Genomic DNA, 12,444 nt, shown 5'->3' on the forward strand with positions numbered 1-12,444 from the left:
ACCTGGGACTTCGTTGGGACGCATCATGGACGCTCACCTATCGAGCAATTGGCGCGTTTGCATCAGTCCATGCTGGCTCCTCCCCATCGCACCCCTGCGAGGAGGGGCTAGGTCCTCCTATGGACATGACTTGCGGTGATCACCACGGCGGCTCACCGCCATTCGCTCAGGCCCCCTTGAACAAGCTGATGCGACACATGCATTGCAAAGCTCAGGTCACTTGAACCGGATGCGCTTGGCCGGGCATTGATCATGCTTGGCAGCACCCCAGGTCCGGTAATGCGTTCAAAGGCCAGCCATTAGACCTAGGATGCTGCAGCTCACCCCGGGGTCACAGTGCAGATCGAGTCAGCAGCCAGAGGCTGTCTCTCTTCAATTTTCAAGTTGATGTTCCAAAGCCCACTAACCCTCACTTGAGGTAGACTTGAAGGACATTAAAAATACTCCAAAATAAAAATAAAGCACGAGCAAAAAAGACCTCAAAAAAACAGAATAAATCATTATTTAAATACCAAGAAAATCACACCACCGGAAATACTTAATTCAGCCGATAAATATGTCCTTTTTTGAAACCCTTCGCACCACCAAACTAAGACTGCTGCAGCTTCACCACGAAGCAAATTGCGGTCATTTAGGAGGCAACTTCTCATGCATTGAAGCCATGATGACATTGCACCACCGTGTGATGGGTTCAAACGATCGATTTATTTTGTCAAAAGGTCACTCGGCGGGGGCCTTGTACGCGACACTCTGGAGTCTTGGCCGTCTGTCTGACGAAGATCTGAAAACCTTCATCCGTGACAACTCCTTGCTGCCAGGTCATCCCAGTGGCTCCGGCATTCCTGGGCTGATGTTCTCCACGGGGTCTCTTGGGCATGGCCCCTCACTGGCAGCAGGCCTCGCACTCGCTCTACGACACAAAAAACTTGGCCATCGAGTTTTCTGTCTCTGTTCGGATGGAGAGTGGCAAGAGGGTAGCTGCTGGGAAGCCCTCAATTTTGCAATTCATCAACGCCTGGAAAATCTAACTATTTTAATTGATCAAAATGGATTACAGGGGTTCGGCCGAACACAAGACATCATCTCATGCGAAAATTTGCTTCCACGCATCACGGCATTTGGCGCGGATGCTCAAAAAGTCAACGGGCACGATCCAGCCGCTATTGAAAGAGCCATCAGATCACCGTCCATGGATATACCAAGGGTATTGATTCTAGAAACCGTGAAGGGACGAGGCCTTCATTTCGAAAACCAATTGGAATCGCACTACCTGCCTCTTTCAGAAGCCAACTACATTGAAGCACGCAAGGCCATTGAGCAGGAGCAATTCGAATGAGAAAATCCTTTGCAAACGCCGTTATCACTCAATGCAACCATGAAGATTTCTTTTTCCTCACTGGCGATCTTGGCTTTATGGCACTGGAAGAAGTCCAATCCGCATTCGGAAATAGATTTATCAACATGGGCGTTGCCGAACAAAATATGATCGGTGTAGCTGCAGGCCTTGCCAGGGAGTCGCTGCGAGTCATCACATATAGCATCGCACCATTTTGCTATGCACGCCCATTCGAACAAATTCGAAATGACCTTTGTTTGGGTCGCTTGCCAGTATGCCTGGTTGGCAATGGCGGAGGCTACGCCTATGGCCACATGGGCCCCACTCATCACGCACTAGAAGACTGCGCAGCCATGAGCGCTCTTGGCGTGCGAGTGCTGGTTCCGGCTTTTGATGATGACCTGCCCGCACTGCTGACAAAATTGGAAGTTCCAACTTATCTCCGTCTTGGTTATGACGAAAGGCCAGCCAAGGAATCCGTGCCTAATTATGCCCCCTGGCGCGAAGTCATGCCGGGAAATTGCGGTGCAATTGCAGCTCTTGGTCCCATCGCAGGTATTGCCTGGCAAGCTTTGGCGACCCTGGATATCGACGAAAGGCCCTCAGTTTGGGCCGTGTGCGAGTTACTAGATACAGAAATACCTGCGGCATTTTTTCAGCAGATAGACGGCAAACCCTTGTACATTCTTGAAGAACATGTCGCATCAGGAGGGCTAGGCATGAACTTGGCCTTTTACCTTGCTGAACGTGGAATAACACCACAGCGCTTTGTGCACCGACCTGCCCTCGGCTATCCAAACGGGCGGTTTGGGTCTCAGGCTTTTCACCGTGCCCAATGTGGCCTGGACGCTAAATCGATCCGCACGATGGTCGCAGGTTGACACCATGAATTTAGAAAACAAACTGCGAAGTGTCACCGGCCCGGTATTGGTATTGGGTGCAAGTGGGTTCATAGGCGCTAATTTGCTACGCCAATTGCTGGCCGTGCGCAGCGATGTTGTCGGCACCGTTTTCTCCGGAGACACATGGCGTCTTGACGGCATTCCGTCAAGCCAAATATCCTTTCTGAATCTGCAGGACCCTGTGAGTGTCAGATCCGTGCTTCATCGGGTTGCACCACGCACAATATTTGACTGCTCATCTTTTGGTGCATACTCCTTCGAGCAGGACTTCGAGCGAGTCCATGCGACCAACTACACCAGCTTCATACGCTTGATGGAAGTGGTTGCAGAAATGAATCTGGCCGCCTTCGTTCATGCAGGCAGCTCATCAGAATATGGCCTGAACTCCGCAGCCCCCACTGAAGACGCCCCCCTTCTACCCAACAGCCATTACGCCATCAGCAAAGTCGCCGCCGCTGCCACGATCTCGTATTTTGGCAAGGTTCGGGGTGTTCCGGTGACCAACCTGCGGCTCTATTCGGTGTATGGTCCATTCGAGGACAGCTCCCGATTGATCCCGACCTTGTGCGAGGCGAGCCTGCGGGGAGAACTCCCGGCTCTCGCAGGTCCCAAAGTCAGCCGCGATTTCGTCTACGTTGACGACGTTGTGGAAGCCTTTGCGGACACAGCCCTGATGATGGGACAACAACTCGCTGGGGAATCCATCAACATTGGCTGCGGCAGTCCAGTGACCCTCTTGGCACTTGCTGATCTGGCCAAGTCGTCGTTTGGACTCGATGTTGAAGTTCAATTCAACCCCGCTACAGGGCGAGCATGGGATACAGACATCTGGTATGCAAATACCGAAAAGGCAAAGCACCTTCTCGGCTGGTCTGCTAAAACCAAGCTCGACGATGGTTTGAAGCAAACTCGCGAGTGGTGGCGCTCTTATCTCGCCACCTCAGAATTTAATCGATTGAGCAAGCGTACCCAGCCGCACAAGGATAAAAACTCCATCTCTGCCGTGATCGCCTGTTATCGGGATGGCCAGGCTATCCCGATCATGCACGAAAGACTATGCACTGTATTCCAGCGGTTGGGATTGGATTATGAGATCATTTTCGTCAATGACAATTCACCTGATGATTCTGCGGAAGTGATTCGTGAAATCAGCGCTCGCGACCCGCACGTGATCGGTATCACTCACTCGCGCAACTTTGGTTCCCAGGCTGCATTTCGCAGCGGCATGGAGATCTCCAGCAAAGAGGCTGTGGTGCTCATGGACGGTGATCTGCAGGATCCACCGGAACTGATCGAAGCCTTCGTGGAGCGTTGGCGCGCTGGTGCCGACGTGGTCTATGGTCGCCGAATCAAGCGCGACATGCCCGTACTGCTTGAAGCCTGCTATCGGGCTTTTTATCGGATTTTCTCCATGATGAGTGAAGTGCCGGTTCCCAAAGATGCCGGTGACTTTTCTTTGATGGATCGAAACGTTGTGTATTGGTTACTGCAATGCCAGGAGCGTGATTCATTTTTACGCGGTTTACGAGCCTATGTAGGATTCCGCCAAGAGGGTGTTGACTATGTCAGGCCAGAACGCATGTTTGGTGTCAGTACCAACAACTGGATAAAAAATATCGGCTGGGCAAAAAAAGGTATCTTTTCATTCTCCCGCATGCCGCTCCACCTGCTGACTGCAGCTGGAGGCGTCACCAGCTTGGCCACCATAATCTTGGCAACCTACAGTATTGGCGTTCGAATATTCGATGCCAATTCAGTGCCCAAAGGGGTTACCTTTTTATCTTTACTGATTATGTTTTTCGGCTCCTTTACGCTGCTTGGGATCGGCCTTTTAGGAGAGTACATAGGCAAGATTTTCGAGGAAACCAAGGCCCGCCCGGCTTTTATCAGACGCAGCCTGATTGCGCGCGGTGAGATACGCCCATCAAATCCACAGGGGCAGCGATGAACACAGAGCGTACATGCCCGGTCTGCCACAACCGAGAATATTCCCCATTTGCTGACGAGAAAATCGATCCCAAGAAAGTAGGGAGTCTCACCTACGCATCGCGCAAACCCCCGGAATTCATGTGTCTGCGCCTTGTTCGCTGCTCCTCATGCGATCTGGTTTATGCGCCGTCCCCCCCCACAGCGAGCTTCCTGCAAGCCGCTTATTCCAGTGCAGATTTCGATTCAACCCCCGAAGCCAATGCAGCAGCAGCCACTTACGCACATGTTCTTGGTCCCCACCTAAAAAAACTGGAAAGCCGTCAAGCGGCAGTCGATGTGGGGGCCGGCAGCGGGGCACTTCTTCCGTGGTTGCAAAAGCAAGGCTTCAAACAGGTTATTGGAATCGAACCGTCAAGAGCAGCAATCGATGCCGCTCCGCCGGGCGTTCGATCATTGCTGAGAGAAGGTATGTTCTCTACCTCCATGCTGGAGGGCGAAACACCTTCATTGATCTGCTCTTTTATGACACTGGAGCATTTACCGGACCCTGGTGAGTTTGTTACTACCGCCCATTCACTTCTAGAAAGAGATGGGGCGATAGCTGTCGTCGTTCATAACTGGCGTGCCCCCCTCAATCGGTTGCTGGGCCTGCGTTCTCCGATTATAGATGTTGAGCACCTTCAGCTGTTCAGCCCTCAATCTTTGCGAGAATTGCTGGAACGAGCTGGATTCGAGGAGGTCGCCTTGCGCGCAATTCGAAACACCTACCCATTGCGTTACTGGCTTCGACTGACGCCGTTGCCCAAAACCCTGAAAATCCCGCTTCTTGGTTTATTAGAACGGCTGGGACTTGCCGACCGCTATTTGTCTTTCAATGTCGGTAACATGCTCGCTGTTGGCATAAAAAGCAAATAGAACACGGACCTGTGAGGCAACAATCATTCGACCCCGCCAGTCCGAGCACCGGTGACGGAGACCAGATGCCGACAGCCATCCCCAGGCGAAACGATCAGGCACGCCATCACCGACGGCAGTAACACCGTCACCCCGCGTCTGGCGATGAGAGAGGGCCCTCGCTGCCGGCAGAATGGCACCGATCGCAACGCACGTGTCGTGCAGCGATGGTCATGTAACATCCTTCGATAAACAATCATGGGCCCTGCTTCTCAAGCGATCGGCCTCTTCCACCAGTTTCTGCATGTCACATCTACAGCATCGGCGGTGGAGCACCATCACCACTGCTTTCTCTCGCATGCTGGAGCGCATCGGAGCGTATCCGGGTGCGCTGCTGTCACTGCTCCTATCGCTGAGCCTTGTTCAGGGCATGCTGGGACTCTGGGCCGTGTTCGGCATGGCCACGGAGCGGATTCCACCGACACATGCGCTCACGCTGCTTGGCGCCGCGCTCTACCAACCTGACCATGACTTTCCCATCTATGTACTGGGCATCATTGCCTGTGTCGTGATGGACGCACTGCTGAGTCTGATGCTCGCCAAGACCCAGAACGCTGGTGGCGCCCCCTTCAATCCGAGAGTAGCGCTGCTCGGATGCGAGATCGTCGTCTTGCTTCCGGTGCTATTGCCCAACAGCAGCTTCGCCCACCTGCTGGCGTGTGTGATTGGATTGGCGTGGCTGGCATGGCAATTGAGATCCCTGCGACATGGGTGCTCCTGGCTTCCAACCGTGTCCGAACCATCGACAGCACCGGCAGGGCAAAACACAGGCCTGGCACGCTCACTGAGCGTGCCGCTGGCGATCGTGGCATTGTTCGTATTCGTGCCCTGGCCCGAAGCGCTGGTGTGGCAAAGCTTCGCCGGAGACCGTTTCCACCATTTCGATTTCTATGCGATGGCTCCCGCACTGGCCTATGCACACGGCCTGCGACTGGCCAGCGACTTCTATTCGCAGTACGGCGTCGGCTGGCCAATGGTTTTGCACTGGCTGGGCGCCACCTCCAGTGTGACCAGCTACACAACATTCGTGCGGCTGGAAGTTCTGGTAGGTTGCGCCTACTTTCTGACGCTGTTCATTTTTCTGCACGCTTGGCTGCGTCGCAGCGGTCACGCCACAGTAGGTCTGCTGGTCGTGCTGTTGCTGGCTCTTTTCACCAACACTGGCGGCTACCCGAAGTGGCTCTGGCCCTCCTCAACGGTGATGCGCTACGCTTTCGACGTCGCTCTCTTCACGGTGCTGATGGCTCATGCTCGGTCGGGTGCAGCGCGGCTCGGCCCGCTTGCGGGAGCCCTGCTGGGCCTGCAGTTGCTTTTTGCGCTCGACGTCGGCCTGTACCTGCTGCTTGCCTTCTTGCTCTACCTGGCCTGTGCGCTGCGTAGCAACGCATCAGCCCATTCCAACCGAGCCGTGCTGCAGTTCGCCTGTGGTGCAGGGCTTGGGCTGGTCCTCGTGGCAGGTGCCGGCTTCACACTGGCCAATCAGGGCGACATCCCGGGCCGCATTTTCTGGACTGGGCTGACGAAATCCATCTTCGCGTACAGCGGCGGCATCGCAAACATGCCGATCGCGCAGACGCTTGCCTATGCGACAGGTGCATCTCTGCTTCTCCTGGCGATGCTGACGCTTTACGTGCGTTGCCTTGGCAATGCCCTCTCGGGCTTTTTAACGCGCCGGATGTCAACCGACATGCCGCTGCGTGCGGCCATTGCCGCCTACGGGCTAGGCACGCTGATGTTGTTCATAGGTCGATCTCACGAGCAGAACCTCATGCATGTATGCATTCCGTTTTGCTTACTGGCGACACAATCTCTGGTATCAATAAGCCAAAGGTGGGCTGCGAGCCCGCTTTGGCTTGGCCTCAGGCGGCATGAGCTGATGTCGCTGGCACTGGTGGCGGCCATTTGGATGCAGGGCCACAGTGTGCACTATCCAAACTTGGCAAATGCCCTCTTCGGGCACGACATGTTCACGCATGCCCCCCTCACCACCAGCGATGCGCTTCCGACGCGAGCCCCCAAACTTGCGGCCGAATTTGGAGCTGCGAGTGACGCCATCAGAAGCGCCAGTGGCGGGGGACAGCATTCAGTTGCAGTCATCGGCTACAACGACACGGCCTACCTCATGCAAGCCGGCGTTGCCCCCTATTTCAGCTATTCGCCGGTACTTGCCAGTCTCCTGTTCCAGGAACAAATCACAGAGATTACCCAACGCATCGAAAACGCACCCCCTGAGTGGATTTTCATTGCGGCTGAACAGGAGCCAACGCTGTACAGAGAATCCACCGCAGACTCGGTTCGACGGATACTGGCCAGCATGGAGCGCGACTACGTGCAGCAAGGATCAGCCGGTCACTTCCAGGTCTTCCGCCGGGCGGCAACAACGGTCAAATCGAACTGACAGGCTTTCGCTGCTCGATCTCTACCACGGGTGGTCTCCAAACTTCGACATAGCCATCGCAAGTGCCAGATCCGTCCAACACAGACCTTTCAGGCCTTCACGCCAACAGCGCCACCAATCGCGCACGGTCCGCTTGTTGATCGAGAGCGCGTGATGACCTGTGCCCAACAAAGTGGGCAACGGGACACATCATGTGTGGTCAATGCCAAAAACGTTCGCCCCAGCACGAACCGCAGGCCGCACTCAAGAGGGCTGATTGGAGCTCTCTCGGGCCTCCTCGTGGTATTCGTCATCAACATTGATGTCCCAAATGCTCTGCTTGTCATGCCGCCCCTCAAGGATCAACTCCACAGCCCTCTTGGCCGTGAGCATGGAATGGTCTTGGTTGTTGTAACGGTGCATGCCATTGCGGCCGACCAAGAACAGATTCTCAATAGCATCCAGTTCGGCGCGTAAGTCATCGAATTGGGCATAAGCAGATCCAAAATAACCTGGGTATGCCTTTGGAACACGAATCACCACAGCATCCAAGGCCGCAGGCACCGCCGTCAAGCCGATCTGGTGCATCTCGGACTGGGCTAGTCTCTTGAGATCTTCGTCGCTCATCTGCCAGAGGGGATCGCTCTCTTTACAGAAAAACTCCAACCCCATCCAGACCGTTTCAGGTCGAGCAACCATGTAGGGACTCCAGTTGTTGAAAACTTGCACTCGGCCTACCTGAACCCCCGGCTCCTGAATGTAGATCCAATTGTCTTTTAACGGCACGGTCAGACTCGGCGCGTCATACAGCAAGCCCACTGTGATGAAGTCACGATATTGAAGATTCCGCGCCACCTGGGCAGCCTGTGGCGCCCAATCGGTGGGCAGGGATTCAACCAGTTCCTTGATAGGCATGGTGGAAATCACATTGGCACAGGGCAGCATCAGCGTTTGACCTTCGGTGCTTGTGGCCTTGACGACAGACACGCGGCCATTTCGTAAAACCAGTTGGTTGGCTCGGTAGCCCATGTACAGATGTCCACCCGCCGCCACAAACTCTCGTGCCACAGCCTCCCACATCTGACCGGGACCAAGCTTGGGGTAGATGAACTTTTCAATCAAAGAGGTCTGTGCCACCTGACCCTGCCCCAAACCCAACAGGTCTCGCAAAGCATGCCAAACAGCCGACCAGATCGACAGGCTCTTGATGCGTTGCGCCCCCCACTCAGCGCTGATTTCATGGCAAGGCACGCCCCAGACCTTTTCGGTGTATTCCTTGAAGAACTGGCGGTACAGCCGATGTCCGAAACGGTTGATGAGAAAGTCCTCGAGGGATTTTTCGTTTCGGATCGGCCGAAGCTTAGCCCAAGCGTAGCTGACGCCAAAGCTCACTGTTTTTTGCACACCCAGTTTGCGCAAAGATGCCAGATTGAGCTTCAATGGGTAATCAAAGAACTGCTTGTTGTAGTAGATGCGTGACAGTCGATCACGCAGCAGCATCACATCACCGTCTTCACCATCAGGCTCAGCGGACGTCAGGTCTGGCAACTCCTGACGCGACATGCCTCGATACTGCAAGTGCCCCATATCGGCCCCCGGCGCCACAGACACTGGCAAAACCTGGGCCCACCATTTCATCACCCAATCGGATTTGGAGAAAAATCGATGGCCGCCGATATCAATGCGGTTGCCTTTGTAATTAACCGTTCTGGAAATGCCACCTACCTGCTGGTCAGCTTCCAACACAGTGACATTCATACAGCCTGCCCGTTGTAGCTCACGTGCTGCTGTGAGGCCTGCGGGGCCGGCACCGATAATCACTACGGGGTCATTCTTGTTCATGATTGGCTCGATTCAGCACCTGGCGCCTCACTTGAAGAGAAGCACTTTTCGGCTTAGGAAATTAGTCATAAATGTGATGATGGCAGCCACCAGCTTGGAAAGCTCGGCAGACCACCACAACCATTCAATGCAGATATACAACACCGCCTGAGTCACTCCCAGGCCCAGCACACCCAGGCCAACAAAAATGAGCCACTCAGCCATCGGAGTCCGGCGCAATTTCCGCACCCGAAAGACATACCGGATGCTGAGTCCGTAGGCCACGCACACACCGGTGACAAAGCCAAGGCAAGCGGCAACCGGCCAGGGCACGTCGGCAATCCTCAAGGAGGCAGAGAACACCAGCATGTCAGCCAGCAACGCCAAGGCTGAGATCAGCAAATAACGGAACGGCTCCCAGTCGAGACAGGTGCGAAAAAAACTCATGGCGAGATCACACCCAGGACGAGCCCATCGCATGCGCCGCTCTCAAAGCGGGCAGCTTCAAGGCTTCGGCTGACCGGTTTCGGCAATCAGGTCGGCACATCGGTAAATATAGTAATTAATAGACTTACCTAGAATATCGCGCCCTTTGAGATGCCACTCGCCAGCATGTTTCTCATCGGATTTGAAATCCAAAACCACATAGTCGAGGTCTGACTTGGCAACCCGACAGAGCTTGCTGATAGCAACCCCGTGGATATTGCACACCTCGTCGCCCGCCTCGTTGCTGATCTTTTTCTGGCTCTTGCAATATTCCAGATCACTATTGAGTGCATCCAGATCAGCATTGCGTTTCATGATCTCACGTGCTGTCTCACGGTTAAACAGAATACCGGCAGTCTGCTGGCCGCTGTAATAACTTGGCCGACGCAGCACCAACCATGGAGCCAACAACTCATTGGACCAGAAAACCTGGGCGTGTGGCTCTAACTTCAGCCCAAACTCACTGGCATCACCTTGCGTTCTTTCGAGCTCAAGCGTCCACTCACTGCGCCTATCCCAAATGGATATCGAGAAAATAAGAGCTGCAGATGCCAGCACCAATCCTACCCAGCGCCATCGAGGCCAACGGTAGAACAAATAAACCAAGCCGCAAGTCACCAAGCCACCAATCGCTGGATTGGACAGAAGCATGTAATGAACCGTCAGGGGCGCCCCAAAATGCCATGAAGCGTGGTAGCGCTCATTGGCCTGCTGCAAAAACTTAAGTATGGCAATAATTAATGCCAGGGGCATGCTATAGAGCAAGGCACGAACGAAACCAGAACCAATCTTGTCCTGAATGCGAGGCCAAAACCAATACAAAGGAATCAGCACGAAAACAATTTTCCCCATATCCGGGGAAATACGGTTCTGCGTTCCTAAAGCAACAATCGTGAGCAGTGACAGAAATTCAACACTCTTGGGACCCGTTTTCTGCCATTGAATGCAAAGCAGTGCAGGAATGCTGGCCATTGCCAACCAGTGCAGCAGCCAATCAACACGCCACAACTGCAAGCCACCGATGAATACAAACTGCCAAACTTCATAACAGACATAGCTGATAGCAAAGCCCAGTATGGTGGTCAGCAAAGCAGCACGCGCCAGACTCTTCAGCGGCTCTTGGCCCTCCTTGATCCACTGCGACACCAGAAAGGCGTCTGTCAGGATGAAAATCCAATCCACCAGCGACCAACTGCTCAGGAAGGTGAGCTTGTTTGGCCCCTGAATCCATTCAAACCACTGCGAATCGTACCGCGCAGTCAGAAAAGCCAGTTTAGAGACCCCCGCATAGGAAGCCAGCACGGCCAGCAGCGGAATCCATAAAAGATGCAGCCAGGCCCGGCGTTGCTGCACCAGATGCAGCCAAATCAACATTATCCCTCCAAGAGCCTGCAACGGATGGATGAGGGTGGCCAGCAAAACGAGTCCGAAAGCCCAAATAAAACGGTTATTGAGATAGGCGAGTATAAACAACAGGACCAACGGCTCGGCGAGCGTGCGTCCCGTCAGAAAAGACTCCGCATAAGACATGATCCACAGGCCCGCGTAGACGGCTGGGAAAATGAGCAACGAAAGCACGGCCCAATAACCCAAGCGTGGCCCAAAAAGTCGTCGTGCCAGAAGGGTAGAGGCGCCTAGAAACGTCAGCAGGGCAAAAGCGGTCAGACCGAGAAAAACCACGGCAGGCTGCCAGCGAGAACAAAGCCAAGCTAACAAAGAAGGCAAGACGGTGAAGTCAGCTTGACTGCCATAGGCAAAGAAAATATCTCTCTTAAAAACACCAGGGTCCATCGCCATCAAGGCCTGCCCCAAGTACAGAGGACTGTCATGGCGAATTCCGTAGTATGGGTGCAGGTAGTACAGCACGCAGACAGCAAAAACCAGGCCGGTCAGTGCAGATATATTCTTTTTCAGCCAGTCCACCATGAACCCTCGTCAGAAACACACCATGATCTAGGCTCAGAAATCTGCGAACCAAGACCCCCAATAACCGACCTTGAAAATCAAAAAAGGCAGCCAAGCTGCCTTTTCCAAGCGGGGTGAAACCCGATCAACCGCGGCAAGAGCCAGGCAGGTACTTCAGACCAATACCGTTGGAGCCACTGGGGCCACACTTCCAGACCGCCACAGGATTGCCAGCATTGCCTGCAGACATGGCAGCCGAACCAGCGGTGTCAGAGTATGGGGTCAACGTGATCGATTTGCCATCGATGTAGGTCGAGTCATTGAAGCCTTGAGCCGTGGCAATGATGGCACCCGCAGCGGTGGTTTCAACCTTTGCGACATACTTGGTTGTAGCGGCAGTGGATTCGCAGCCCCAGCTGTTGGAGCCGGTGGGCAAGCTGGCGCTGGAAGTGGCCGACTGATAGACCTCAGTGATGGTGGTACGGCAAGCCGAAGCCGCCAAAATCACTTCAGCCATCTTGGCCTTCTTGGTGTAGTCCTGATAAGCCGGCAGAGCCACGGCAGCCAAGATGCCGATGATCGCAACCACGATCATCAATTCGATCAGGGTGAAACCCTGTTGGACGGTACGCTTCATGTGAAAACTCCTGAAATGAAGGGGAAGAGCGGTCGAGTTCAGCAGATTCCGTGCCATGCAGTTCCTACGAATTTGTGCGTAGGAAGTCACCTCTGTC

At 54.2% G+C, this 12,444-nt stretch carries 9 protein-coding genes; 5 read left to right on the top strand and 4 right to left on the bottom strand.

Going from position 1 to position 12,444, the window contains the following annotated elements; genetic code table 11:
• Positions 1 to 556 precede the first annotated feature (556 nt).
• The 5 genes from L880_RS34825 to L880_RS0104925 all read left to right on the top strand — a co-directional run bounded on the left by L880_RS34825 (position 557) and on the right by L880_RS0104925 (position 7,519).
• A complete protein-coding gene (locus L880_RS34825) occupies positions 557 to 1,336 on the top strand; it encodes a 1-deoxy-D-xylulose-5-phosphate synthase N-terminal domain-containing protein (RefSeq protein WP_157462616.1) in 780 nt (259 codons plus the stop codon).
• The gene (locus tag L880_RS34830; RefSeq protein WP_084461029.1) at positions 1,333 to 2,217 is read left to right on the top strand and encodes a transketolase family protein; all 885 of its coding nucleotides are present in this window, start codon (positions 1,333 to 1,335) and stop codon (positions 2,215 to 2,217) included. The genes L880_RS34825 and L880_RS34830 overlap by 4 nt, the downstream gene beginning before the upstream one ends.
• Positions 2,218 to 2,221: 4 nt before the next feature.
• Positions 2,222 to 4,186, top strand: coding sequence for an NAD-dependent epimerase/dehydratase family protein (locus L880_RS0104920; RefSeq protein ID WP_027474723.1), 1,965 nt, complete (start codon positions 2,222 to 2,224; stop codon positions 4,184 to 4,186).
• The gene (locus L880_RS34835) at positions 4,183 to 5,082 is read left to right on the top strand and encodes a class I SAM-dependent methyltransferase (protein WP_084461031.1); all 900 of its coding nucleotides are present in this window, start codon (positions 4,183 to 4,185) and stop codon (positions 5,080 to 5,082) included. Before L880_RS0104920 ends, L880_RS34835 begins: the two co-directional genes overlap by 4 nt.
• Positions 5,083 to 5,419: 337 nt before the next feature.
• On the top strand, positions 5,420 to 7,519 hold the full coding sequence (locus L880_RS0104925) for a hypothetical protein (RefSeq protein ID WP_027474724.1): 2,100 nt from the start codon (positions 5,420 to 5,422) through the stop codon (positions 7,517 to 7,519).
• Between the two features lie 243 nt (positions 7,520 to 7,762).
• Here L880_RS0104925 and L880_RS0104930 read toward each other — a convergent pair whose 3' ends face one another.
• The 4 genes from L880_RS0104930 to L880_RS0104945 form a co-directional block, all read right to left on the bottom strand.
• Entirely contained in the window at positions 7,763 to 9,340 is a 1,578-nt protein-coding gene (locus L880_RS0104930) for an NAD(P)/FAD-dependent oxidoreductase (RefSeq protein ID WP_043328582.1), read from the bottom strand.
• Positions 9,341 to 9,367: 27 nt separating this feature from the next.
• Positions 9,368 to 9,766 (bottom strand): GtrA family protein, encoded by a 399-nt coding sequence (locus L880_RS0104935; RefSeq protein WP_027474726.1) that lies wholly within the window; start codon positions 9,764 to 9,766, stop codon positions 9,368 to 9,370.
• Positions 9,767 to 9,823: 57 nt separating this feature from the next.
• On the bottom strand, positions 9,824 to 11,731 hold the full coding sequence (locus L880_RS0104940; RefSeq protein ID WP_027474727.1) for a hypothetical protein: 1,908 nt from the start codon (positions 11,729 to 11,731) through the stop codon (positions 9,824 to 9,826).
• 124 nt (positions 11,732 to 11,855) lie between these two features.
• Entirely contained in the window at positions 11,856 to 12,347 is a 492-nt protein-coding gene (locus tag L880_RS0104945; protein WP_027474728.1) for a pilin, read from the bottom strand.
• Positions 12,348 to 12,444: the final 97 nt, after the last annotated feature.

It is taken from the genome of Curvibacter gracilis ATCC BAA-807 (assembly GCF_000518645.1).
Classification (GTDB): Bacteria; Pseudomonadota; Gammaproteobacteria; order Burkholderiales; family Burkholderiaceae_C; genus Curvibacter; species Curvibacter gracilis.